This window comes from Streptomyces gottesmaniae (assembly GCF_031845845.1).
Classification (GTDB): domain Bacteria; phylum Actinomycetota; class Actinomycetes; order Streptomycetales; family Streptomycetaceae; genus Streptomyces; species Streptomyces akebiae.
This window is the reverse complement of sequence record NZ_JAVRFJ010000031.1, coordinates 90,533-115,038: the sequence shown is the minus strand read 5'-3', so window position 1 is coordinate 115,038 and position 24,506 is coordinate 90,533. Positions and strand designations below refer to the sequence as shown.

The following is a 24,506-nucleotide window of genomic DNA, read 5'->3' as shown; positions in this document are numbered from 1 at the left end:
GGAACGATGGCGGACAGCAGCTTTGGACCGATGCGTGACGAGGGTGCCGACGAAGGCTCCGTCGGCATGGGATCCGCCGCGGGCTCCCCGCGCAAGGAACCGATCCGCGTTCTCGTGGTGGACGACCACGCGCTTTTCCGCCGCGGTCTGGAGATCGTGCTCGCCGCCGAGGAGGACATCCAGGTCGTCGGCGAGGCCGGTGACGGGGCGGAGGCGGTCGACAAGGCCGCGGATCTGCTGCCCGACATCGTGCTGATGGACGTGCGGATGCCCAAGCGCGGCGGTATCGAGGCGTGCACCTCCATCAAGGAGGTGGCCCCCAGCGCGAAGATCATCATGCTGACGATCAGCGACGAGGAAGCCGACCTCTACGACGCGATCAAAGCGGGGGCCACCGGTTATCTCCTCAAGGAGATCTCCACGGACGAGGTGGCCACGGCCATTCGCGCGGTGGCCGACGGGCAGTCGCAGATCAGCCCCTCGATGGCGTCGAAGCTGCTCACCGAGTTCAAGTCCATGATCCAGCGGACCGACGAGCGGCGACTTGTGCCGGCGCCCCGGCTGACCGACCGGGAACTGGAAGTGCTCAAGCTCGTGGCGACCGGGATGAACAACCGGGATATCGCCAAGGAATTGTTCATCTCCGAGAACACCGTGAAGAACCATGTGCGCAACATCCTGGAGAAGCTGCAGCTGCACTCCAGGATGGAGGCCGTGGTGTACGCGATGCGGGAGAAGATCCTGGAGATCCGCTAGGCGAGCGCTCGCTGCAGGGGCTCGCGTAGTTCCGGGGCGTCCACTCGTTCCACCCGTACGTCGGTGCAGTCGACCCAGGTCGCGGCCTCCAGGAGGGCCCGGGCGACTGCCGGGATCGCCTTGGGGCCGTCGAGGGTGACCTGTTTGGCGACCAGGGTGCGGCCGTCGCGGGCGGGGTCGACGCGGCCCACCAGACGGCCGCCCGACAGGACCGGCATCGCGAAGTAGCCGTGGACGCGCTTCTGTTTGGGGACGTAGGCCTCCAGGCGGTGGGTGAAGCCGAAGATGCGTTCCGTGCGGGCCCGTTCCCAGACGAGTGAGTCGAACGGGGACAGGAGCGTGGTGCGGTGGCGGCCGCGCGGGGGCGTGGCCAGGGCCGCCGGGTCGGCCCAGGCGGGCTTGGCCCAGCCCTCCACCGTCACCGGGACCAGACCTGAGTCGGCGACGACCGCGTCGAACTGCTCGCCCTTGAGGCGGTGGTAGTCGGCGATGTCCGCCCGGGTGCCGACCCCGAGGGCCTCGCCGGCCAGACGGACCAGGCGGCGTACGCACTCGGTGTCGTCCAACTCGTCGTGGAGGAGGTCCGCCGGGATCGCGCGCTCGGCGAGGTCGTACACCCGCTTCCAGCCGCGGCGTTCCACGCAGACCACCTCGCCGTACATCAGGGCGCGTTCGACGGCGACCTTCTCGCCGGACCAGTCCCACCACTCGCTGGTGAGCTTGGCTCCGCCCAGTTCCGTGGCGGTCAGGGGGCCCTCGGCGCGGAGCTGTTTGACGACGCGGTCGTAGGCGCCGTCCGGGAGTTGGTGGCCCCAGTGGGGGCGGGCCCGGTAGGCGCGGCGGCGGAAGGCGAAGTGGGGCCATTCCTCGATGGGGAGGATGCAGGCGGCGTGGGACCAGTACTCGAAGGCGTGGGGGCGTGCCGGAGAGGTGCCGGGGGAGGACGTCGACCAGTAGGCCCTGTCGACCGTGGCGCGGCCGACCGCGCCCAGGCGGGCGTACGGCACGAGCTCGTGGGAGCGGGCCAGGACCGAGATGGTGTCGAGTTGGACCGCGCCCAGGTGTCGCAGGACGCCGCGGACTCCGGATCTGCGGTCCGGGGCGCCGAGGAAGCCCTGTGCCCGTAGGGCGATGCGGCGGGCCTCGTCTGCGGTGAGTTCTGTGGTGGGGCGCGGGAGGGAGGTCATGCTCCGCAGGGTAGGGGAGGGGACTGACAGGTGGCGCTGAGCTGCGGGAACGGCCGCCCCGGCGGCACGACTGCCCGCAGGTGGGTCCGTCAGGGGCGGGCCGGTAGGTAGGGCGCCGTGGACGGGAGGCCCAGGTCTGAGGGGAGCAGGGAGGCGATCCAGCAGTCGCGACGGACTCCGTTGTTGTCGAGCGCGGAGCGGAGGGTGCCTTCGAGGGTGAAGCCGGTGCGTTCGGCGACCGAGCGGGAGGCGGTGTTGCCCACTTCGGCACGCCATTCGAGGCGGTCGAGGGCGAGGGTCGTGAAGGACCAGTGGGCGACGGCGTGGATGGCCTCCGCGATGTAACCGTGGCGCCGGTGCTCCTTGGCGGCCCAGAAGCCGATCTCGGCGGTGCCCAGGGAGCGCATCGTGATGCCGAGCATCCCCGCCAGTTCGCCCGAGGCCAGGAAGAGGCCGAAGGTGAACATCGTGCCGGTGGCCCAGCCCTCGGGAACAGCGCGTTCGACGAAACTCTCCGCGTGCTCACGCAGGTAGGGGGAGGGGATCGTGGTCCAGCGCTGGATGTCCGGGTCCTGCGCGGCCGCGTACACGGTGTCGGTGTCGCGCCGGTCCACGGTGCGCAGCAGCAGGCGCTCGGTGGTCAGGGTGACAGGGTCCATCGGGCGATTCTGCTCGGCGGAACGGAAGGGCGCCATGCCATTTCCATTGCGGCTGCCGCTGCGGCAGCGGGGCAGGCGGGCGCCACGGGGCGCTGAAAGGACGGTCACAATTCGCGCATTTCGGGGGTGGAAGGCGGCACCATCCGCAGCGCCCGCCCGTTGTCCTGGTAGCTGTCACTGCCAGACCTCCCGGCACGGCGGGGTCCTCGCTTACGATGGCCGTTGCTCAAGCTGTGATTGAAAACTGCCAACTGTCATTGAAACCGACCGTCCCAGGCCCGACCGGCAAGGAGACAAACCCCCGTGTCCGTCCTCTCGAAGATCATGCGTGCAGGCGAAGGCAAAATCCTGCGCAAGCTGCACCGCATCGCGGACCAGGTCAACTCCATCGAAGAGGACTTCGTCGACCTCTCCGACGCCGAGCTGCGAGCCCTCACCGAGGAGTACAAGCAGCGGTACGCCGACGGTGAGACCCTCGACGACCTGCTCCCCGAGGCGTTCGCCACCGTCCGCGAGGGCGCCAAGCGCGCTCTCGGCCAGCGCCACTACGACGTGCAGATCATGGGCGGCGCCGCCCTCCACCTCGGCTATGTCGCCGAGATGAAGACCGGTGAGGGCAAGACCCTCGTCGGCACGCTGCCCGCGTATCTGAACGCGCTGGCGGGCAAGGGCGTGCACCTGATCACGGTCAACGACTACCTGGCCGAGCGCGACTCCGAGATGATGGGCCGCGTCCACAAGTTCCTGGGTCTGAGCGTCGGCTGCATCCTCGCCAACATGACGCCGGCCCAGCGCCGCGAGCAGTACAACTGCGACATCACCTACGGCACGAACAACGAGTTCGGCTTCGACTACCTCCGCGACAACATGGCGTGGTCCAAGGACGAGCTCGTCCAGCGCGGCCACAACTTCGCGATCGTCGACGAGGTCGACTCCATCCTGGTCGACGAGGCCCGTACGCCGCTGATCATCTCCGGCCCGGCCGACCAGGCCACCAAGTGGTACGGCGACTTCGCCAAGCTGGTCACGCGCCTGAAGAGAGGCGAGCCCGGCAACCCCCTCAAGGGCATCGAGGAGACCGGCGACTACGAGGTCGACGAGAAGAAGCGCACCGTCGCCATCCACGAGTCCGGTGTCGCCAAGGTCGAGGACTGGCTGGGCATCGACAACCTCTACGAGTCGGTGAACACCCCGCTGGTGGGCTACCTGAACAACGCCATCAAGGCCAAGGAGCTCTTCAAGAAGGACAAGGACTACGTCGTCATGGACGGCGAAGTCATGATCGTCGACGAGCACACCGGCCGTATCCTCGCCGGCCGCCGCTACAACGAGGGCATGCACCAGGCGATCGAGGCGAAGGAAGGGGTGGACATCAAGGACGAGAACCAGACGCTCGCCACGATCACCCTGCAGAACTTCTTCCGCCTCTACAAGCGCCACGACCACAACGGCAAGGAACAGCCCGGCCTCTGCGGCATGACGGGTACGGCGATGACCGAGGCCGCCGAGTTCCACCAGATCTACAAGCTCGGCGTGGTGCCGATCCCGACCAACCGGCCGATGGTCCGCAAGGACCAGTCCGACCTGATCTACCGCACCGAGGTCGCGAAGTTCGAGGCGGTCGTCGACGACATCGTCGAGAAGCACGAGAAGGGCCAGCCGATCCTCGTCGGTACGACGTCGGTCGAGAAGTCCGAGTACCTGTCGCAGCAGCTCAGCAAGCGCGGTGTGCAGCACGAGGTGCTCAACGCCAAGCAGCACGACCGGGAGGCGACGATCGTCGCCCAGGCCGGCCGCAAGGGCGCCGTGACCGTCGCGACGAACATGGCCGGTCGTGGTACGGACATCAAGCTCGGGGGCAACCCCGAGGACCTCGCCGAGGCGGAGCTGCGGCAGCGCGGCCTCGACCCCGAGGAGCACATCGAGGAGTGGGCGCAGGCCCTGCCCGAGGCGCTCGCGAAGGCCGAGGAGGCCGTGAAGGCGGAGTTCGAGGAGGTCAAGGAGCTCGGCGGGCTCTACGTCCTCGGCACCGAGCGGCACGAGTCCCGCCGTATCGACAACCAGCTGCGCGGTCGTTCCGGCCGTCAGGGCGACCCGGGCGAGTCCCGCTTCTACCTCTCGCTGGGCGACGACCTGATGAGGCTCTTCAAGGCCCAGATGGTCGAGCGGGTGATGTCCATGGCGAACGTCCCGGACGACGTGCCGATCGAGAACCGGATGGTCACCAAGGCGATCGCGTCCGCCCAGTCGCAGGTCGAGCAGCAGAACTTCGAGACCCGGAAGAACGTCCTCAAGTACGACGAGGTCCTCAACCGGCAGCGCGAGGTCATCTACGGCGAGCGCCGCCGCGTCCTGGAGGGCGAGGACCTGCACGAGCAGATCCAGCACTTCATGGACGACACCATCGACGCGTACATCACCGCCGAGACCGCCGAGGGCTTCGCAGAGGAGTGGGACCTCGACCGGTTGTGGGGCGCCTTCAAGCAGCTCTACCCGGTGAAGGTCACCGTCGAGGAGCTGGAGGAGGCGGCCGGTGACCGGGCCGGGCTGACCCCCGAGTTCATCGCCGAGTCCATCAAGGACGACATCACCGAGCAGTACCAGGCGCGCGAGGCGCAGCTCGGCTCCGAGATCATGCGTGAGCTGGAGCGCCGGGTCGTGCTCTCCGTGCTGGACCGCAAGTGGCGTGAGCACCTCTACGAGATGGACTACCTCCAGGAGGGCATCGGCCTGCGCGCGATGGCCCAGAAGGACCCGCTGGTCGAGTACCAGCGTGAGGGCTTCGACATGTTCACGGCCATGATGGAGGGCATCAAGGAGGAGTCCGTCGGCTATCTGTTCAACCTGGAGGTCCAGGTCGAGCAGCAGGTCGAGGAGGTGCCGGTCGAGGACACGAAGCCGTCCCTGGACAAGAGCGACGCGGTGCCGGCGCAGGCGGGTGCGTCGCGCCCCGAGATCCGGGCGAAGGGTCTGGAGGCTCCGCAGCGGCGTGACCGTCTGCACTTCTCCGCGCCCACCGTCGACGGCGAGGGCGGCATCGTCGAGGGCGACCTCCCCGAGGACGAGCCGGTCCGCTCCGAGGCCGACGGCCTCACCCGCGCGGAGCGCCGCAAGCAGCAGGGGAAGACGAGCCGCCGCCGCAAGAAGTGAGCATGCGCTCCGGGAGGGGCGAGCGCGCTGCGAGGGCGTTCCGTGTGGGGCGCGAAGTGAGCAGCAGGCCGTGAGGCTGTGAAGGGCCGGGCATCTTCGGGTGCCTGGCCCTTCGTGTGTCTCGGCGTGGGCCGTGGCTCAGTCGTCGTCCGGGTGGGGGAGCCTCGGGCCGCCGAGTTCCACCGCTGTGCAGCGCCAGCGGTGGTCGGGGCCGTGTTCCAGGCGGAAGGCCATGGCGAGGATGCGCTCGCCCGCGCCGATGCGGGCGAAGACCTCCAGGGCGCCCTGGCCCGCCACGTAGTAGCCGATGTCCCGGACGACCGGGCGGGTGCCGTGAGGGCTGCGCAGGGGGCCGCGTTCGGCGAGCCAGGCCAGTTCGTCGTAGGCCCTTCCCGCCGTGTGGCGCAGCATGCTGTGGACCGGGCGGCCGCCGCTGAGTACGGCGAGGAGGAGGTCGGCGAAGCGGTCGGTGGGACGGGGCTGGGGGACGGGCCCCGTGAGGGGCGGGGTCGGGGGCGGCGTGGGTGCCGTGGGACCCGGGCGCTGGGGCGTGGCGAGGCGGCCGCCTCCCGGGGTCGTACGGGCGGGGGTGCGGCCGGGGCGGCGGGGGTCGTGGCGGACGGGCGGGCGGGTGCCGGGGTGGCGCTTGGTCCTGGTCATGACCTTGTTCATCGGGGATCCCCGTTCGTCGGTGAGGCCGCCGGGTACCAGTCGGTAACTTGGCGTTGGGGATCTTGTACGAGGACGGAGGGGGCGCTCGCAAGGGAGCGTCCGGGGCCGACGGGGGCCGCGAAATGTTCACCTATCAGGGTGACGGGGGCGGGGATCGGGCCCGGCGGGGCAAGGGTGTACCGGGTGAGGTGGCGGGCCCGGGGTGGACGCGTGCGGGGGGTCGGGTGGGGGCTCGAAAGGGGACGCCCGCACGTATCCTGAAGGTCCTTTGGAGGCTTCGCGAGGGCCGTCGACCTGCTCCGAGGTGCTCCGAGGCGAGCCGAGAACACGACTACGAAAGCGGACTGCCATGCGCGTCTACGTCCCCCTGACCCTTCCCGGGCTCGCCGAGGCGTACAAGACGGGTGAGCTGGGGGAAGGGGCGTTCGTCGCGTACGCCGTCACGCCCGCACTGCGGGAGTGGTATCTGTCCGACGACATCGAGGAACTGGAGTACGCGGCGTTGAACCGGGCGGCGCTCGCGTCGTTGCGGCTGGTGGCCGTGGATCCGGGGGCGGCTCGGCGGCGGGTCGTGGTCGCCGTGGATGTGGCCGACCGGGACGCGGTGGCCGACCCTGACCGGGGGCTCGATCCGGTGGCGCTGGGGGAGGTGCGGGTGGCCGGGCCCGTGTCGCTGAGCAAGGCCGCGGCCGTGCATGTCGACTCGGTGGAGGCCGAGGGGGAGATCGGGGAGGCCGCGGACGCGTTGGGGGCGGCGGACCAGGGGGACGACGACGCGCAGTTCATCGTGGACGGGGCCGATGACCATGAGCTGCTCTGGTACGCGACTCAGGAGATTCCGAACCTGGTGGGGTTGGGGGGCTGAGCTGTCCGGGGTGCGGTGAGCTTCTGGGCGGGATGGGTGCGCGGTGCCCGTTGCCGGGGCTGGGCAGGACTGCGTTGTCGGTGGTGAGGGGTACTTTCTCGGTATGGGGATGAACGGAGTCGGGGCGCATATCGTCTGGGACTGGAACGGGACCCTGTTCCACGACAACGAGGCGATCATCGGGGCGACGAACGCGGCCTTCGCGGAGTTGGGGATCGAGCCGATCACATTGGAGCGGTACCGGGAGCTGTACTGCGTACCGGTGCCGAAGTTCTACGAGCGGTTGATCGGGCGGCTGCCCACGGACGAGGAGTGGGAGGCCATGGATGTGGTCTTCCACCGGTACTACGCGGAGCACCGGGTCGGCTGCGGGCTGACCGAGGGTGTGCCGGGGCTGCTGACCGAGTGGCTTTCGGCGGGGCGCAGTCAGTCGATCCTCAGCATGTATGTGCACGAGGAACTGGTGCCGCTGGTGCGGGGGTTCGGGATCGAGCCCCATTTCGTACGGGTCGACGGGCGCACCGGGCCCTCCGGCGGCAGCAAGACCGAGCACATGGTGCGGCATCTGCGTCGGCTCGTGGGGGTGGAGCCGAGACGGACCGTGGTGATCGGGGACGCCGCCGACGACGCGGTCGCCGCCCGGCACGTCGGCGCGCAGGCCGTGCTCTACACCGGGGGTTCCCACAGCCGCGCCAGCCTGGAGGGGGTCGGCGTACCCGTCGTGGACACCCTTCAGGAGGCCGTCGCCGAGGCCGAGCGGCTCGCCGCCTAGCCCCGTCCCCGATCGCCCGACCCCCGGGCGCCCGGCGCGCCCGGGACATCCCGTCTACGTCACCGGCGCCTTCGCCCGCAGCACGGTGAGGAACTCCCGCATCCACCCGGAGTGGTCCGGCCAGGCGCGGGCGGAGACGAGGGTGCCGTCGACGACGGTCTCGGCGTCCTGGAAGGTGGCGCCGGCGGCCTGCATGTCGAGTTCGAGGGCGGGGTACGCGGTGACGCGGCGACCCGAGAGCGCGTCCACGGCGGCGGTGAGCAGCGGGCCGTGGCAGATCTGGGCGACCGGCTTGTCGGTGTCGAAGAACGACTTGAGGATCTTGCGCAGCTCGGGGTCGTTGCGGAGGTACTCCGGGGCCCGGCCGCCGGGGACGACGACGGCGACGTACTGACCGGGGTCGACCTCGGAGAAGGCCAGGTCGGCGGGCCAGGTGTAGCCGGGTTTCTCGGTGTAGGTGTCGTAGCCCGGTTCGAAGTCGTGGACCACGAAGCGGAGCGTCTTGCGGCTGGGAGCGGCGATGTCGACCTCGTACCCCTCCTCGCGAAGGCGCTGGTAGGGGTAGAGGACCTCCAGCGACTCCGCCGCGTCGCCGGTCACGATCAGGATCTTGGCCGTCATGGTGGGGCTCCCCTCGGTACCGCAGGGCTTCCTTCGTCAGGCTATGGCTTCCTGGGCAACGTGCATCCGGGGTGGAGGTTTGCCAAGGGGGTGTGCTGACGCGGAGTGCGGCGAAAGCGCGTATAAGCTCGGTTGCGCGGAGGTAAGCTCAAAAGTGCGCGACGGGTACTGTGCAGAACGTCAAAGTTCGACCCCCTGTTTTGTACACATACGGCTCATGACGTGCCCCCCGTCCGGAGGGATAGCCTTGTGGCGTGATCAGCGCGATAGTTCGCGGGGGCGTCGTCGTCCCTGCCCTGCGCCCGGTGAGCACGGACGACATCCGTGTCCGGGCGGCGGTCGCTGGTCCTCGCGGGCGGGAGGGAGCCACCAGGGCTTCCGGGACGCCAGGCGCACCCATGGGACGGACGGTGCCGAGAGCAGCGTCACACCCCTGCCGGGTGCCGAGAATGGCTGATTACCCCCCGCTCATCTCACCCTGCGGCATAGCGTCGAATCAGACCGGACACCCCGTGTCGTGGTGGCGCTTCGGAGGGGACGAGTTCGTACTTCCTTCTACGTCACGCAACGGCGCGCGACAGGAGCCAGAGGACAATGCAGACCAAGCTGGACGAAGCCAAGGCCGAGCTGCTCGAACGGGCCGCCCGGGTAGCTGAGAACAGCCCGGTCGGGGGGTATCTACCGACTGGGACGACGAGCGAGAGTACGTCCGACATCCCCGACCGGGAGACCGTGCTCGCGTTCCTCCAGCGCTACTACCTGCACACCGCCCCGGAGGACCTGAGCGGCCGCGACCCGGTCGACGTCTTCGGAGCCGCCCACTCCCACTACCGACTGGCCGAGAACCGCCCCCAGGGCACGGCCAACGTGCGGGTCCACACCCCGACCGTCGAGGAGAACGGCTGGACGTCCAGCCACTCCGTCGTCGAGGTCGTCACCGACGACATGCCCTTCCTCGTGGACTCCGTGACCAACGAGCTGTCACGGCAGGGACGCGGGATCCATGTCGTCATCCACCCCCAGGTCGTCGTCCGGCGGGACGTCACCGGCAAGCTCGTCGAGCTGATCATCGACCCCGCCGCCGTCGCCGCGGCGTCCGCCGCCGTGGCCGCCGGGGAGACGCTGCCGCACGACGCGCACATCGAGTCCTGGATCCACGTCGAGATCGACCGCGAGACGGACCGGGCGGACCTCAAGCAGATCACCAACGATCTGCTGCGCGTCCTGTCCGACGTCCGCGAGGCCGTCGAGGACTGGGAGAAGATGCGGGACGCGGCGGTCCGGATCGCCGACGGGCTGCCCGCCGAGCACACCGCCGACGACCTGCGCGAACAGGATGTGGAAGAGGCCCGCGAGCTGCTGCGCTGGCTGGCCGACGACCACTTCACCTTCCTCGGCTACCGGGAGTACGAGCTGCGCGAGGACGACTCCCTCGCCGCCGTCGCCGGTACCGGGCTCGGCATCCTGCGCTCCGATCCGCACCACGCCGGGCCCGACGACCACCCCGTCAGCTCCTCCTTCGAACGGCTGCCCGCCGACGCACGCGCCAAGGCCCGTGAGCACAAGATCCTCGTCCTGACGAAGGCCAACAGCCGCGCCACCGTCCACCGGCCGTCCTACCTCGACTACGTGGGCGTGAAGAAGTTCGACGCCAAGGGGAACGTGATCGGGGAGCGGCGCTTCCTCGGACTGTTCTCCTCCGCCGCCTACACCGAGTCCGTGCGCCGGGTGCCCGTCATCCGCCGCAAGGTCGACGAGGTGCTCGTCGGCGCCGGGTTCTCGCCCAACAGCCACGACGGCCGCGACCTGCTCCAGATCCTGGAGACCTACCCGCGCGACGAGCTGTTCCAGACCCCGGCCGACGAACTGCGGTCCATCGTCACCTCCGTGCTCTACCTCCAGGAGCGCCGACGGCTGCGGCTCTACCTGCGCCAGGACGAGTACGGGCGCTACTACTCCGCCCTCGTCTACCTCCCGCGCGACCGCTACACCACCGGCGTACGCCTCAGGATCATCGACATCCTGAAGGAGGAACTGGGCGGTATCAGCGTCGACTTCACCGCCTGGAACACCGAGTCGATCCTCTCCCGGCTGCACTTCGTGGTCCGCGTCCAGCCGGGCACCGAACTGCCGCACCTCAGCGACGCCGACAAGGACCGCCTGGAGGCCAAGCTCGTCGAGGCCGCCCGGTCCTGGTCCGACGGGTTCGCAGAGGCGCTCAACGCCGAGGTCGGCGAGGAGCGCGCCGCCGAGATGCTGCGCAAGTACGGCAACGCCGTTCCCGAGGGGTACAAGGCCGACCACAACCCCCGCGCCGCCGTCGCGGACCTCTGCCGCCTCGAAGCCCTCGAACAGGACGAGGACTTCGAGCTCAGCCTGTACGAGCCGGTGGGCGCCGCGCCCGACGAGCGCCGCTTCAAGATCTACCGCAAGGGCGGCTCGGTCTCGCTCTCCGCGGTGCTCCCCGTCCTCAACCGCATCGGCGTCGAGGTCATCGACGAACGGCCGTACGAGCTGCGCTGCGCGGACCGGACGACCGCGTGGATCTACGACTTCGGGCTGCGCATGCCGAGGGCGCAGGCCGGGAGCGTGGACTACGCCGGGGACGACGCCCGGGAGCGGGTGCAGGAGGCCTTCGCCGCCACCTGGACCGGGCAGGCCGAGAACGACGGGTTCAACGCGCTCGTGCTGAGTGCCGGGCTCACCTGGCGGCAGGCCATGGTGCTGCGCGCGTACGCCAAGTACCTGCGGCAGGCCGGGTCCACCTTCAGCCAGGACTACATGGAGGACACCCTCCGCAACAACGTCCACACCACGCGGTTGCTCGTGTCGCTGTTCGAGGCGCGGATGTCTCCGGACCGGCAGCGCGCCGGGCGGGAGATCGTCGACGCGCTCCTCGAAGAGGTCGACGCCGCGCTCGACCAGGTCGCCAGCCTCGACGAGGACCGGATCCTGCGGTCCTTCCTCACCGTCATCAAGGCGACGCTGCGCACGAACTTCTTCCAGGAGGCGGCCGGCGGCAAGCCGCACGACTACGTCTCCATGAAGTTCGACCCCCAGGCCATCCCCGACCTGCCGGCGCCGCGGCCGGCGTTCGAGATCTGGGTGTACTCGCCGCGCGTCGAGGGCGTGCACCTGCGGTTCGGGAAGGTCGCCCGAGGCGGGCTGCGCTGGTCCGACCGGCGCGAGGACTTCCGCACCGAGATCCTGGGCCTGGTCAAGGCGCAGATGGTCAAGAACACCGTCATCGTGCCCGTCGGCGCCAAGGGCGGCTTCGTCGCCAAGCAGCTGCCCGACCCGTCGGTGGACCGGGACGCCTGGCTGGCCGAGGGCATCCGCAGCTACAAGACCTTCATCTCCGCGCTGCTCGACATCACCGACAACATGGTCGCGGGCGAGGTCGTACCGCCGGCGGACGTCGTACGGCACGACGAGGACGACACCTATCTCGTCGTCGCCGCCGACAAGGGCACCGCGACCTTCTCCGACATCGCCAACGAGGTCGCCGAGAGCTACAACTTCTGGCTCGGGGACGCCTTCGCCTCCGGCGGCTCGGCCGGCTACGACCACAAGGGCATGGGCATCACCGCGCGCGGCGCCTGGGAGTCGGTCAAGCGGCACTTCCGGGAGCTGGGGGTGAACACGCAGGCCGAGGACTTCACGGTCGTCGGCATCGGTGACATGTCCGGTGACGTGTTCGGCAACGGCATGCTGCTCAGCGAGCACATCCGGCTCGTCGCCGCCTTCGACCACCGGCACATCTTCATCGACCCCAGCCCCGACGCGGCCACCTCGTTCGCCGAGCGCCGCCGCGTCTTCGAGCTGCCCCGCTCCAGCTGGGCCGACTACGACACCGATCTGATCTCCACCGGCGGCGGCGTCTTCCCGCGCACCGCCAAGGCGATCCCGATCAACGGCCACATCCGGGACGCCCTCGGCATCGAGGAGAAGATCTCCAAGATGACGCCGGCCGACCTGATGAAGGCCATCCTGAAGGCCCCGGTCGACCTGCTGTGGAACGGCGGCATCGGCACCTACGTGAAGGCGTCGACCGAGTCGCACGCCGATGTCGGCGACAAGGCCAACGACGCGATCCGGGTCGACGGCGCCGATCTGCGCGTCCAGGTCGTCGGCGAGGGCGGCAACCTCGGCCTGACCCAGCTGGGCCGAATCGAGTTCGCGCAGAAGGGCGGGCGGGTCAACACCGACGCCATCGACAACAGCGCGGGCGTGGACACCTCCGACCACGAGGTGAACATCAAGATCCTGCTCAACGGCCTGGTCACCGACGGCGACATGACCGTCAAGCAGCGCAACAAGCTGCTCGCCGAGATGACCGACGAGGTCGGCCGGCTCGTCCTGCGCAACAACTACGCGCAGAACACGGCGATCGCCAACGCCCTCGCCCAGTCCTCGGACATGCTCCACGCCCAGCAGCGCTTCATGCGCCACCTGGTCCGGGAGGGCCACCTCGACCGGGCGCTCGAATTCCTGCCCACCGACCGGCAGATCCGCGAGCGCCTCAACACCGGGCACGGCCTCACCGGCCCCGAGACGGCCGTCCTCCTCGCCTACACGAAGATCACGGTTGCCGAGGAGCTGCTGCACACCTCGCTGCCGGACGACCCGTATCTGCGCAAGCTGCTGCACGCGTACTTCCCGACCGCGCTGCACGAACGGTTCCCCGAGCACGTCGAAAGCCACCCGCTGAGCCGGGAGATCGTCACGACGCTGCTGGTCAACGACACGGTCAACACGGGCGGTACGAGCTTCCTGCACCGGCTGCGCGAGGAGACCGGGGCCTCGCTGGAGGAGATCGTCCGGGCGCAGACCGCCTCCCGTGCGATCTTCGGTTCGGGTGCGGTGTGGGACGCGGTCGAGGGCCTGGACAACAAGGTCGACGCGGCCGTCCAGACCCGGATCCGGCTGCACTCCCGCCGCCTGGTCGAGCGCGGCACGCGCTGGCTGCTCAACAACCGGCCGCAGCCGCTGGAGCTCAGCGGGACCATCGCCTTCTTCAAGGAGGGTGTGCAGCTGGTCTGGGGTGAGCTGCCCAAGCTGCTGCGCGGCGCGGACCTGGAGTGGTACCAGAAGATCTACGACGAGCTGACGGGCGCCGGGGTCCCCGAGGAGCTGGCCACGCGGGTCGCGGGCTTCTCGTCGGCGTTCCCCACGCTCGACATCGTCGCCGTCGCCGACCGGGTCGGCCGGACGCCGATGGAGGTCGCCGAGGTGTACTACGACCTCGCCGACCGGCTGCGTATCGCCCAGCTCATGGACCGCATCATCGAGCTGCCGCGCGCCGACCGCTGGCAGTCCATGGCTCGCGCGGCGATCCGCGAGGACCTCTACGCGGCCCACGCCTCCCTCACCGCCGAGGTCCTCTCGGCGGGCAACGGCTCCTCCACGCCGGAGCAGCGTTTCAAGCTGTGGGAGCAGAAGAACGCGGCGCTGCTGGGCCGGGCGCGCACGACCCTGGAGGAGATCCAGGGCTCCGACGCGTTCGACCTCGCCAACCTGTCGGTGGCGATGCGGACGATGCGGACCCTGCTGCGCTCGCACTCCTAGGGGTACGGCGAAGGGGGCGCCCCAGCCGCTGGGGCGCCCCCTTCCGCGTGCGTCGCTGTCGCCGGGGTTACTCGGTGATCTCCCAGAGGGTCAGCTTGCCCTGCACCGTGGGGACTTCCCAGCTGTACTCGCCCGGGGTCAGCCCGGTGATCTCGTACATGGCGAGGTTGCCCTGCTTGGTGATCGTGCAGAGCTTGACGCCCTTGTCGATCTCCGCGTCCTCGCCGAAGTGACCGGAGTCCATGCTGGAGGGCAGAACGTCCGTTCCCGTGCCCTCGGCGCACTCCTGCGGCGTCGTGCCCGCGCTCTTGCCCATCGTCGTGTCGAAGTACCAGAAGCTGTTGTCGAGGTACATGTCCTTCAGGGCGTCGACCATCTCGTCCTCGGTGTCGACCTCCGGCTTGTCGAAGTCGACGTTGACGTAGGACGAGCCCGCCGGGGTGCGGAGCGTGAAGGACTTGCCCTCGAAGATGGCGGTGTACTGGGCGTTCGCGGGGATCGTGGGGGACGCGCTCGGGTCCGTCCCGTTCCCTTCGCCGCCCTGGTCGCCCGAGCCGGAGCCGGAGTCCTCGCCGGTCCCGGTCGGGGACGGGCTCGGCGAGGAGACCGCCTTGTCGTCGGTCTTGTCGCCGCTCCTGCCGCCGTCCTCGCCGGCGCCGCTCGTCGAGGTGCCGCCGTCGTCGCCTCCGTCCAGCACGTACACGGCCGCGGCCGCGCCCGAGCCGGCCACGAGCACGAGAGCCAGTGCGACCAGGGCGGCCTTCAGGCCACGGCGGCTCTTTTTGGGCGCGGCCGGAGCGGGGGCGGGTGCCTGCGGGGTGAGGTTGTAGGTGTCGGGGGCCGGGGGCGGATAGCCGTAGCCGGGGGTAGGGGCCGGGGTCTGGCCCTGGGCCGGTGGGCCGAAGCCGGTCGGCGGCGGTGTCGGGGCCGGCTGGGGCACGCCCTGGGTGGCGCCCTGGGCGTAGGCGTGGCCCTGGGCCGCCGGGTCGTGGAGCGGGGCCGCGGGAGGCGTCGGAGCGGCGGTCGGGGGTGCCGCCGGGGGCGTGATGGGGGGCGCGGCCGGCAGCCGGGGTGCCGTCGGCTGGGGCGGGGCCTGGGCGGACAGTTCGCGGCGGGCGATCTCGGCGGTGAGCGGTTCCGGGAGCCAGCCGGTGAAGTCGCTGAGGCCCCGGCCCGCCGACTCCTGGCAGAGCGCGGCCAGTTCCTCGGTGCCGATGCGCTCGGCCGGGTCGGCGGTCAGGCAGCGTTCCAGCAGGGGGCGCAACCGGTCGTCGTAGCCGTCGAGCCTGGGCGGGCGGTGCGCGGTGTTGGCGATCTGCGCGGCGATGGTGATGGCGCCGCCGTCGCCGTACGGGTGGCGTCCGGTGGCGGCGACCGCCGCGATCAGGCCGAGCGAGAAGACGTCGGTGGCCGGAGTGACCTGCTCGCCGAGGGCGTGTTCCGGCGACATGTACTGCGGGGTGCCGATCAGGCCGCCGGACTGGGTCAGGTGGGTGGCGTCGGCGGCGCGTGCGATGCCGAAGTCGATGACGTACGGGCCCTGGGAGCCCAGCAGGATGTTGCTGGGCTTGAGGTCGCGGTGGATGACTCCGGCGGCATGGATGGAGGTGAGGGCGCGGGCCGCGCAGCCGACGAGCTGGAACACGGCGGGCAGGGGGAGCGGTCCGAAGGCCACGAGGGCGTCGTGCAGGGAGATGCCCGCGATGAACGCCGAGGCCAGCCAGGGGAGTTCGCCGGTGGTGTCGTGGTCGACGACCGGGACGATGTGATAGCCCTGCACACGGCGGGCCGCCTGGACCTCCTGCTCGAAGCGGCGGCGGAAGTCGGCGTCCTGGCCGTACTCGCGGCGGATGACCTTGAGGGCGACGGGCTGGCCGCCGCGCGTGTGCGACAGGTAGACCGTGCCCATGCCGCCCTCGCCGATGCGGGCCTGAAGGTGGTAGCCGGCCGTCTCTCGTGGGTCCTGCGGTCCCAGAGGGCTCAGGATGTCGCCGGTGCTGCTGCTGATGGGAGCCTCCCCCGGTGCGGTGCCGAACTCCGGTGCCGGTGCGGGCACTTGGAGCGGTCCGAAGCTTATACGGCACTTATGACACTTGGGGTGGGTGTTGCGGTTCCCGGGAAATTGGGGGCGCGGTGGGGGGTGGGGTTGCCTGTTTCGTCGGCGGGTGCGGGTGCGTGGGGGTTGCTCGCGCAGTTCCCCGCGCCCCTGAAAGCCCAGGCCCTGCGGGCCTGGAAGACCACGGCCGGCGAAGCCCCCACCCACCCGCACCCGACAGCGCACCCCGACTCACGGCTCTCGGCGCACCCGGCGGCGCCATTCCTCGTCCCTCACAGTGATCGGGGCCGTCGGCGGGAGGCGGCGGGCCGTCGGGGCCTCCGAGATGTGGGGGGTCGGGGTCGTCGGCGCCTCCGTCAGGGACAGCGTGCGGAAGGCGGTCTCGATGATGGTCACCGAGGTGGCGACAGGAGCCGGCAGCCAGCCCGTGAAGTCGCGGACGTCCCGGCGGGCCGCCCCCGCGCAGTGCTCGGTGACGGCGGCCGCGGAGGGGCGGGAGGCCGGGTCGGCGGTGAGGCAGCGGCGGATGACGTCGACGAGGGGGCGGTCGATGCCGTCCAGGGCGGGTGGGGTGACGTCCGTGGCGGCGATGCGCGTGGCGATGGCCAGGGGATTGCCGCGCCCGTAGGGATGGCTGCCCGTCGCGGCGACCGCGGCGATCAGGCCCAGCGCGAACACGTCGGACGCGGAGGTGACCCGGCGGCCGAGCGCGTGTTCGGGGGACATGTAGCGCGGGGTGCCGATCAGGCGTCCGGCGGTGGTCAGGGTCGCCGCGCCCGCCGCCCGGGCGATACCGAAGTCGAGCAGCCAGGGCCCGTCCGCGGCCAGCAGCAGGTTGGCGGGCTTGACGTCGCGGTGGATCACCCCGGCGGTGTGCACGGCGTCCAGCGCGTACGCGGCGCAGGCCAGCAGCTGCAGGACCGTGGCGACGGGCAGCGGGCCGTGGGTCTCCAGTGTCTGGTCGAGGGGGACACCCGGAACGTAGTGCGTGGCCAGCCAGGGGCGCTCGGCACCGGCGTCGTGGTCGACGATCGGCACCAGGTGGTAGCCGGAGACCCGGCGCCCGGCGGCCACCTCGCGGGCGAACCGTTCACGGAAGGCGGGGCTGCTCGCGTACTCCGGACGGACCAGCTTCAGCGCGACCGGCTGGCCGCCGCGGCTGCGGGAGAGATAGACGGTTCCCATGCCGCCCTCACCGATCCGGGCGTACAGCGGATACCCGGCGATCTCCCGCGGATCCTCCGTCCGCAGCGGCTCAGGTACCACCCCACGCATCGACCGCCCCCTCCGCTCAGCCCGTCTCCGGAGCGTATCGCGGTAACGACCCGTCAGAGGCGGATGAGGCAACCCGCGTACCGGCGACGACATCTACCCGAGTGGCCCTCGACCGCACCACGGTCTATAGAGGGTAGAAGCAGGGATGTACGGAACGAACGGGATTGATGGGGTGAACGCGGACGTGGACCAGCGACCCGCCGTATCCGTCGTCGTGATCGTCTACAACGACGAGGCCAGGCTGCCCACGGCCGTCCGCTCGGTGCTGGAGCAGACGCTGCGGAGCGTGGAGGTCGTGATCGTCGACGACCACAGCACGGACGGCTCCTACGAGGTGGCCGCCCGCCTCGCCGCCGAGCACCCGGACCGCGTGCGCGCGTACCGGCTGCCCGAGAACAGCGGCGGCTGCGGCGCGCCCCGCAACGCGGGCATCCGGGAGACCCGGGGCGAGTACGTCGTCTTCCTCGACAGCGACGACGTCCTGGAGCGCAACGCCTGCCGGAACTTGCTGGAGGCCGCCGAGAGCACCGGCGCCGACCTCGTCTCCGGCCTCTGCGTCCGCGTCCACGTGGACACCCGCAACCGGAAGGAGGTCCCGTGGTACCCGTGGCTGTACACCCGCACGCGTACCCTCGACTCCGTCTCTGAGCTGCCCGACCTGCTGGTCTACGACACCCTGTCCACCAACAAGTGCTACCGCCGGGACTTCCTGGTCGAGGGCGGGCTGCTGTTCCCGGTCGGCATCCACTACGAGGACCTCTTCTTCTCCGCCCAGGCGTACGCGGCCGCCCGCCGGATCGCCCTGATCCCCAACCGGGTCTACGACTGGAACGTGGTCGAGAAGGCGCAGTCCAAGTCGATCAGCAACCGGCGGGCCGAGATCGCCAACTTCGCGCACCGGATGGAGATCCACCGCCGGGTGGACCGGCTCCTCGCCGACAAGGGCATGGCGGAGCTGAAGTTCCACAAGGACGTCAAGTTCCTCAAGCACGACCTGGTGCTGCACCTGCGTGACCTGCCCTTCCGGGACGCGGCCTACCGCCGGGAGTTCGCCGGACTGGCCCGCGCCTATCTGGCGTCGATCGACCCGGCCGCGTACGACGAGGTCGAGCCCATCCACGCCGTCTGCGCGTATCTGCTGCGGAGGGGCGACTGGGACAACCTGCTGCCGGCCGTGGACACGCTCACCAACCGCGACAAGGTCTCCGCGCCCCTCGTCGAGCGCGACGGGCGGATCTACTGGTGCGCCGAGCATCTGGACGCCCCGGGGGAGGAGGGGGAGTTCGCGCGCCGGATCCTGGACGTCACCGAACTCGGCTACCACGCCCGACCGGTCGGGAAGCTCTTCCTGCGCAACGAGCTGACGCAGTACGAGGAGTCCGCGGGCGCGTCGGGCGCGGGCAGGGGCGGCGGCCGTATCCGTCTCGCCGGGCGCGTCACCAATCCCCTCGGGGTCGTCCCGGCCGACGCCAGGCTCTCCGCCTCGTTGGAGTTCTACGCCCGCCGCCCCGGCGTGCGCTTCCAGACCTTCCGGGTGCCGGTCGCGTGGGTCCGGCACGACGGTCCGTACCTCACATGGCAGGCCGGCGTCGACGTCTCCCGGACGCTCCGCCCGCTGGGCATCGTGGACGCAGTATGGGACGTACGCCTCCACCTCGACGTCGACGGCGAGCGCACGACGAGTCGGCTGACGGCCGCCGAGCCGGGGCTGACGGGTGGCGCGTTGCCGGTCCGGCCGCGGCTCACCCGGCTGGTCGCCGACCGGGTCGAGCCGCAGGTCTCCGCCCGCGGCCACCTTGCGTTCCGCCTGGTCCCCGACAAGAAGGCCACCGTCCTCGTCACCCGGGGCCTTCGGGGCACGCCCGGCAAACTCGCCAAGTCCGGCTACCGCAAGGCGAAGGCGCTGCGCAAGAAGGTCACCTCCGGAGACACCAAAATCCGCCTTTATCACGAGGTTTTCCAGCGCATGCCGAGGCAGCGGCGTCTGGTGGTGTTCGAAAGTCACCTCGGTCGCCAGTACAGCGACAGCCCCCGGGCGATCTACGAGGAGATGCGCCGCCAGGGTCTCGACTTCGAGGCGGTGTGGTCCTACACGGGCCGCCCGACCGGTTTCCCCGCCGACGCCACCCTCGTCCGGCGCTGGTCGCTGCCGTATCTACGGGCGCTGGCCCGCGCCGAGTTCTGGATCGACAACCAGAGCTTCCCGCTGAAACTGACCAAGCGTTCCGGCACGACCTACCTCCAGACCTGGCACGGCTCCGCGCTCAAGCGCATGGGCTTCGACGAGCCCGGCTGGAAGCTCAAGACCCGCGCCGAGCAGGCCGAGCAGCAGCGCACCCTCGACCGCTTCGACCACTTCCTGATCCGCTCGGAGCACGACGTGCGCACCCTCGCGAAGGCCTTCCGGCTGCGGGAGAAGGTGCTGCTGCGGGTGGGCTATCCGCGCAACGACGCGCTCGCGCGATCCCGGGAGACGGACCGGAAGGGCGGGACGGACGGGAAGGCCCGGACGGACCGGCGCGCGCTGCTCGCCGCCGAGTTGGGCATCCCGCCCGTCCTCGCGGACAAGAAGATCCTGCTCTACGCCCCCACCTTCCGCCACCAGGGACAGCGCCGCTTCGCCCTCCCCTTCGACGTGGAGCGCTTCGCCGAGACCTTCGGCGACGAGTACGTGCTGCTCGTCCGCGCCCACTACCTCAACCACGTCGTGCTCCCGCCGTCGGTCCGGGGCCGGGTCGTCGACGTGTCCGGCCACCACGACGTGACCCCCGTCCTCGCCCTCGCGGACGCGCTGATCACGGACTACTCGTCGGTGATGTTCGACTACGCGCTGCTGGACCGCCCGATGTTCTTCTTCACGTACGACTACGAGGAGTACGTCCACGAGGGCCGAGGCACCTACTTCGACCTCCTCGAACGCGCGCCGGGCCCCATCGTGCGCACGGAGGACGAACTGCACACCGTCCTGCGTGATTCCTCGCTGGACGAGCAGACCCTCAAGTACGCCGCCGCGCGGGAGCGGTTCACGGCCGACTTCGGCGAGTACGACAAGGGGACGGCGGCCCGCAGCGTCGTCGACCAGTTCTTCTCCGAGTGGAGGCGCAAGTGACCGGGGCGCGGGACGTCTTCCTGGTGTCCAACAGCGTGGACGAGACGGGCGGCGTGACCAGTTGGTCCCATCACCTGGCCCGTCTGCTCACCGAGCGGGGCCACCGCGTCCATGTCATCGGCATCACCACCCCCGAGGACCCGTACCCCCTCGGTGAACTCCCGTACGCCACCACCCGGTTGTACGACGGCCAGCCGCCGGCGCCCGGCCGGGCGCGCGACGCGAGCATGCGGGAGAGGGCGACCGTGCTGACCGGCCTGTTCCGGGCCGCGCGGCCCGGCGGGGTCGTCATCGTGACCCAGGTGTGGGCGATGGAGTGGGTGCGGCTCGCCGACACCGGTGGGCTGACCGTCATCGGGATGAGCCACGAGTCCTTCGAGACCTCACGCCGCTCCTCCCGCTTCCGGCGGGTGCTCACCCACTACCGGGACGTCGACCGCATGCTCGTCCTCACCCGCGAGGACGCCGACCTGTGGATCGGGGCGGGACTCAACAACGCCTCGTACCTGCCCAACGCGGTGCCGTGGATGCCGGAGGTGCCCTCGCCGCGCACCGGGAAGGCCGTCATCAGCATCGGCCGGCTCAGCGACGAGAAGGGGGTCGACATGCTCCTCGACACCTGGGCCGAGGTGGCGCCCCGCCACCCCGACTGGACGCTGCTCGTCTACGGCTCCGGCGAGGACGAGGAACTCCTCAGGAAGCAGTGCACGGCCCTCGGTCTCGACGACTCGGTGGCCTGGATGGGCCGTACGCACGACGTCCCGGGCGCCCTGCGCGGCGCTTCGGTCTTCGCGCTGTCCTCCCGGGGCGAGGGCTTCCCGCTCGCCCTGATGGAGGCCATGGCGATGGGTGTCCCCTGTGTCGCCTTCGACTGCGCGCCCGGCGTCCACGAGATCGTGCGCGACGGTGAGGACGGTCTCCTGGTCCGCCCCGGCAACACGGGTGAACTGGCCCGCAAACTGGACCTGTTGATGACCGACAAGACCTTGCGGGACCGGATGGGCGACGCGGCGAGGGAGAACATCCGCCGCTACGGGACGCAGGAGATCGTGGACCGGTGGGAGGCGCTGTTCGCCTTCCTGGAGAGGTGAACAGCGCGATCAACCAAGACCTACTTCTTCCCGCCGGTGAACTTCTCGTACTCCTTCAGCACCTCGTCCGTGGGCCCGTCCAGGCGGAGCTCCCCCCGCTCCAGCCACAGCACCCGGTCGCACGTGTCCCGGATCGACTTGTTGTTGTGGCTGACCAGGAACACCGTCCCCGCGTGCTTGCGCAGCTCACGGATCCTCGCCTCGGAGCGCTTCTGGAAGGAGCGGTCCCCCGTAGCCAGGGCCTCGTCGATCAGCAGCACGTCGTGGTCCTTGGCGGCGGCGATGGAGAACCGCAGCCGGGCCGCCATGCCGGAGGAGTACGTACGCATGGGGAGCGTGATGAAGTCCCCCTTCTCGTCGATGCCCGAGAAGTCGACGATCTCCTGGTACCGCTCCTTGACCTGCTCGCGGGACATGCCCATGGCGAGCCCGCCGAGGTGGACGTTCCGCTCACCGGTGAGGTCGTTCATCAGGGCCGCGTTGACGCCGAGCAGGGACGGCTGGCCGTCGGTGTAGATGCGCCCGTTCTCCACGGGGAGGAGCCCGGCGACGGCCTTGAGCAGGGTCGACTTGCCGGAGCCGTTGGTCCCGATGAGCCCGATGGCCTCGCCCCGGTACGCGGTGAAGGACACGTTCCGCACGGCGTGCACCTTGCGGACGCCGGCCGCCTTCTCGGCCTTCTCGCGCCGCAGGATGCGGTTGAGGGCGGCGGTCGCGGTGCCGCGCCCGGCCCCCGTGCCGTTGACGCGGTAGACGATGTCGACGCCGTCGACGACGACGGTCGGGACGGGCTCGGGGGCGGCGGTGCCGGGGCCGGTGGCCGGGTCGGCCTCCCGCCGGGTGCCGGGAACGGTGGGGTTGATGACGGTGTCAGCCACGGCCGTACGTCTCCTCAGCCTTCCAGAAGTAGATGAACCCGCCGACGCCCGCGAGGAGCGCCCAGCCGGTCGCGATCGCCCAGACGTGCGGCGGCAGGTGGCCCGCGTGGAAGCTGTCGATCAGCGCGAACCGCATGAGGTCGATGTAGACGGCGGCCGGGTTGCACTCCAGCAGCAGATGCACGAACGCCGGGATGTTCCGGTCGGCGAGCATGTGGTCGATGCTGAACATCACGCCCGACGCGTACATCCAGGTGCGCAGCACGAACGGCATCAGCTGCGCGATGTCGGGGGTCTTGGCGCCGATCCGCGCCATCACCATCGCGACACCGGCGTTGAACACGAACTGCAGCGTCAGCGCGGGGATGATCAGCACCCACGACATGGCGACCGGCACCCCGAAGGCCAGCAGGATCACGACCAGCGCCGCCATCGAGAACAGCAGTTGCTGGAGCTGCTGCAGGCAGTACGACAGGGGGAGCGAGGCCCGGGGGAAGTGCAGGGCCCGGACCAGGCCGAGGCTGCCGGATATGGCCCGGGTGCCCGCCATGATCGAGCTCTGGGTGAAGGTCCACACGAACACGCCGGTCACGAGGAACGGGACGTAGTCCGGCACGCCCTTCTTGGTGCCCATGAGCAGGCCGAAGATCAGGTAGTAGACCGCCGCGTTCAGCAGGGGGTTCGCGATCTGCCAGACCTGGCCGAGCTTCGCCTGGCTGTACTGCGCGGTCAGCTTCGCCGTGGCGAACGCGGTGATGAAGTGCCGCCGGGCCCACAGCTGCCGCACGTAGGCGGCGAGCGAGGGGCGGGCCCCGCTGACGCTGAGGCCGTACCGCTCGGCCAGCTGGGCGGGGGTCTCGGCGGCACGGGCGGTTCGGGGGGTGTCCGCCGTGGTCGGGGGCGGTGTGTGGAGGACCTGGCTCACATCCGCTGCTTTCGCTAGTGAGGTCGCTGGTGGGGGGCGTCCCGCGTACCCGGCCTCGTGCTCGGCCGCGTCTCATGGCTTCTTGCGTCGCCCTTGCCCTGCTCTTACGTCGGGACGGGACCGTATCGTCGCAACGTGAGAGTAAGCCGATTCGACGTCGGAACGCAACCGTTTCGTCGTCACGGCCTATGCTGTGAGCCATGACGACGAACGCCGACCCCTCCGAGGGGCAGCCGCCGCCACGGCCGCGCCGCCGGGCCCCTGCGGGGGCGGCCGTGCTCCGCGAGGACGTGACGGAGGCGATCCGGGCGGCGGTCTTCGAGGAACTGGCGGCCGTCGGCTATGCCCGGATGTCCATCGAGGGCATCGCGCGCCGCGCGGGCGTCGGCAAGACGGCGGTGTACCGCCGCTGGCGCTCCAAGCTGCACCTCGTGCTGGATCTCGTCTCCGCGGTGGCGGTCCAGGGGCTGCCGATGCCGGACACGGGCTCGCTGGAGGGCGACCTCCGGCTGCTCTACGAGGTCACGTCCCGCGCGCTGCGCCACCCGGTCGCCGGCCAGATCATCCCCGACCTCCAGGCCGAGGCCGCCCGCAACCCGGAGATCGCCGAGGCGATGCAGAAGGCGCTGCGGGAGGGTCAGCAGAGCGTGGCCACGGGGATCGTCGCGGCGGCGGTCGCCCGGGGCGAGGTCCGCGCGGGCGTGGACGAGGACCTGGCCCTGGACGTGATCTCCGGTCCGCTGTACTGGCGGTCGGTGGTCGTACGGGCGCCGAAGCTGCCGAAGGGGTATCTGGAGAGCCTGACGCGGGCCACGGCGGGGGCGTTGCGGGCGCTGTAGGCGCTCTGGGCGGCAGGGGTGCTGAACTGAACGTTCCGCGGGCGGGTGGCGTCCTAGTCACAGTCGCTCAGGAATGGGGTCGC

16 protein-coding genes are annotated in these 24,506 nt (G+C 70.3%); 8 read left to right on the top strand and 8 right to left on the bottom strand.

The annotated features are described in order from the left end of the window. Positions 1 to 6 precede the first annotated feature (6 nt). Positions 7 to 756 carry a response regulator gene (locus RM704_RS30400; protein WP_033524936.1) on the top strand — a complete coding sequence of 250 codons (750 nt, stop codon included), beginning with the start codon at positions 7 to 9 and terminating at the stop codon, positions 754 to 756. On the opposite strand, the gene RM704_RS30395 is transcribed toward RM704_RS30400, so the two are convergent. Both RM704_RS30395 and RM704_RS30390 read right to left on the bottom strand, forming a co-directional pair. Next, on the bottom strand, positions 753 to 1,943 hold the full coding sequence (locus RM704_RS30395) for a winged helix-turn-helix domain-containing protein (protein WP_033524937.1): 1,191 nt from the start codon (positions 1,941 to 1,943) through the stop codon (positions 753 to 755). The two genes, RM704_RS30400 and RM704_RS30395, sit on opposite strands and share 4 nt — an antisense overlap. Positions 1,944 to 2,032: 89 nt before the next feature. Beyond that, positions 2,033 to 2,602, bottom strand: coding sequence for a GNAT family N-acetyltransferase (locus tag RM704_RS30390; protein ID WP_033525032.1), 570 nt, complete (start codon positions 2,600 to 2,602; stop codon positions 2,033 to 2,035). A gap of 303 nt (positions 2,603 to 2,905) precedes the next feature. Between RM704_RS30390 and secA the strand changes: the two genes are divergently transcribed. Continuing rightward, positions 2,906 to 5,752, top strand: a complete 2,847-nt coding sequence (gene secA, locus RM704_RS30385) for a preprotein translocase subunit SecA (protein ID WP_033524938.1) — start codon at positions 2,906 to 2,908, stop codon at positions 5,750 to 5,752. 138 nt (positions 5,753 to 5,890) lie between these two features. Here secA and RM704_RS30380 read toward each other — a convergent pair whose 3' ends face one another. Further along, positions 5,891 to 6,424, bottom strand: a complete 534-nt coding sequence (locus RM704_RS30380) for an Rv3235 family protein (RefSeq protein WP_033524939.1) — start codon at positions 6,422 to 6,424, stop codon at positions 5,891 to 5,893. Between the two features lie 349 nt (positions 6,425 to 6,773). Between RM704_RS30380 and RM704_RS30375 the strand changes: the two genes are divergently transcribed. After that, positions 6,774 to 7,289 (top strand): DUF6912 family protein, encoded by a 516-nt coding sequence (locus tag RM704_RS30375; RefSeq protein ID WP_033524940.1) that lies wholly within the window; start codon positions 6,774 to 6,776, stop codon positions 7,287 to 7,289. Between the two features lie 103 nt (positions 7,290 to 7,392). After that, entirely contained in the window at positions 7,393 to 8,061 is a 669-nt protein-coding gene (locus RM704_RS30370; RefSeq protein WP_033524941.1) for an HAD family hydrolase, read from the top strand. 54 nt (positions 8,062 to 8,115) lie between these two features. Here RM704_RS30370 and RM704_RS30365 read toward each other — a convergent pair whose 3' ends face one another. Then, on the bottom strand, positions 8,116 to 8,682 hold the full coding sequence (locus RM704_RS30365; protein WP_033524942.1) for a DJ-1/PfpI family protein: 567 nt from the start codon (positions 8,680 to 8,682) through the stop codon (positions 8,116 to 8,118). A 594-nt stretch (positions 8,683 to 9,276) separates the two neighbouring features. Between RM704_RS30365 and RM704_RS30360 the strand changes: the two genes are divergently transcribed. Then, positions 9,277 to 14,250, top strand: a complete 4,974-nt coding sequence (locus RM704_RS30360) for an NAD-glutamate dehydrogenase (RefSeq protein WP_033524943.1) — start codon at positions 9,277 to 9,279, stop codon at positions 14,248 to 14,250. Positions 14,251 to 14,317: 67 nt separating this feature from the next. Here RM704_RS30360 and RM704_RS30355 read toward each other — a convergent pair whose 3' ends face one another. Together RM704_RS30355 and RM704_RS30350 are read right to left on the bottom strand one after the other, a co-directional pair. Beyond that, entirely contained in the window at positions 14,318 to 16,306 is a 1,989-nt protein-coding gene (locus RM704_RS30355; RefSeq protein WP_311591379.1) for a serine/threonine-protein kinase, read from the bottom strand. A gap of 231 nt (positions 16,307 to 16,537) precedes the next feature. Beyond that, complete coding sequence (locus tag RM704_RS30350) at positions 16,538 to 17,581, bottom strand: serine/threonine-protein kinase (RefSeq protein WP_192829538.1); 1,044 nt, start codon at positions 17,579 to 17,581, stop codon at positions 16,538 to 16,540. A gap of 145 nt (positions 17,582 to 17,726) precedes the next feature. Between RM704_RS30350 and RM704_RS30345 the strand changes: the two genes are divergently transcribed. Both RM704_RS30345 and RM704_RS30340 read left to right on the top strand, forming a co-directional pair. Further along, complete coding sequence (locus RM704_RS30345; RefSeq protein ID WP_052145792.1) at positions 17,727 to 20,690, top strand: bifunctional glycosyltransferase/CDP-glycerol:glycerophosphate glycerophosphotransferase; 2,964 nt, start codon at positions 17,727 to 17,729, stop codon at positions 20,688 to 20,690. After that, entirely contained in the window at positions 20,687 to 21,781 is a 1,095-nt protein-coding gene (locus RM704_RS30340) for a glycosyltransferase (protein WP_192829539.1), read from the top strand. Before RM704_RS30345 ends, RM704_RS30340 begins: the two co-directional genes overlap by 4 nt. Before the next feature lie 20 nt (positions 21,782 to 21,801). Here the strand turns inward: RM704_RS30340 and RM704_RS30335 are convergent, their stop codons facing one another. Further along, on the bottom strand, positions 21,802 to 22,539 hold the full coding sequence (locus RM704_RS30335) for an ABC transporter ATP-binding protein (protein WP_107072198.1): 738 nt from the start codon (positions 22,537 to 22,539) through the stop codon (positions 21,802 to 21,804). A 112-nt stretch (positions 22,540 to 22,651) separates the two neighbouring features. Further along, on the bottom strand, positions 22,652 to 23,584 hold the full coding sequence (locus RM704_RS30330; protein WP_033524947.1) for an ABC transporter permease: 933 nt from the start codon (positions 23,582 to 23,584) through the stop codon (positions 22,652 to 22,654). A gap of 200 nt (positions 23,585 to 23,784) precedes the next feature. On the opposite strand from RM704_RS30330, the gene RM704_RS30325 reads away from it, so the two are divergent. Beyond that, positions 23,785 to 24,423, top strand: a complete 639-nt coding sequence (locus RM704_RS30325; protein ID WP_033524948.1) for a TetR/AcrR family transcriptional regulator — start codon at positions 23,785 to 23,787, stop codon at positions 24,421 to 24,423. Positions 24,424 to 24,506: the final 83 nt, after the last annotated feature.

Bases quoted from the DNA above. Each gene is read 5' to 3' on its own strand.
- RM704_RS30400 (WP_033524936.1), top strand. From the start codon at position 7: ATGGCGGACAGCAGCTTTGGACCGATGCGTGACGAGGGTGCCGACGAA.
- RM704_RS30395 (WP_033524937.1), bottom strand. From the start codon at position 1,943: ATGACCTCCCTCCCGCGCCCCACCACAGAACTCACCGCAGACGAGGCC.
- RM704_RS30390 (WP_033525032.1), bottom strand. From the start codon at position 2,602: ATGGACCCTGTCACCCTGACCACCGAGCGCCTGCTGCTGCGCACCGTG.
- RM704_RS30380 (WP_033524939.1), bottom strand. From the start codon at position 6,424: ATGAACAAGGTCATGACCAGGACCAAGCGCCACCCCGGCACCCGCCCG.
- RM704_RS30375 (WP_033524940.1), top strand. From the start codon at position 6,774: ATGCGCGTCTACGTCCCCCTGACCCTTCCCGGGCTCGCCGAGGCGTAC.
- RM704_RS30370 (WP_033524941.1), top strand. From the start codon at position 7,393: ATGGGGATGAACGGAGTCGGGGCGCATATCGTCTGGGACTGGAACGGG.
- RM704_RS30365 (WP_033524942.1), bottom strand. From the start codon at position 8,682: ATGACGGCCAAGATCCTGATCGTGACCGGCGACGCGGCGGAGTCGCTG.
- RM704_RS30360 (WP_033524943.1), top strand. From the start codon at position 9,277: ATGCAGACCAAGCTGGACGAAGCCAAGGCCGAGCTGCTCGAACGGGCC.
- RM704_RS30350 (WP_192829538.1), bottom strand. From the start codon at position 17,581: ATGCGTGGGGTGGTACCTGAGCCGCTGCGGACGGAGGATCCGCGGGAG.
- RM704_RS30345 (WP_052145792.1), top strand. From the start codon at position 17,727: ATGTACGGAACGAACGGGATTGATGGGGTGAACGCGGACGTGGACCAG.
- RM704_RS30325 (WP_033524948.1), top strand. From the start codon at position 23,785: ATGACGACGAACGCCGACCCCTCCGAGGGGCAGCCGCCGCCACGGCCG.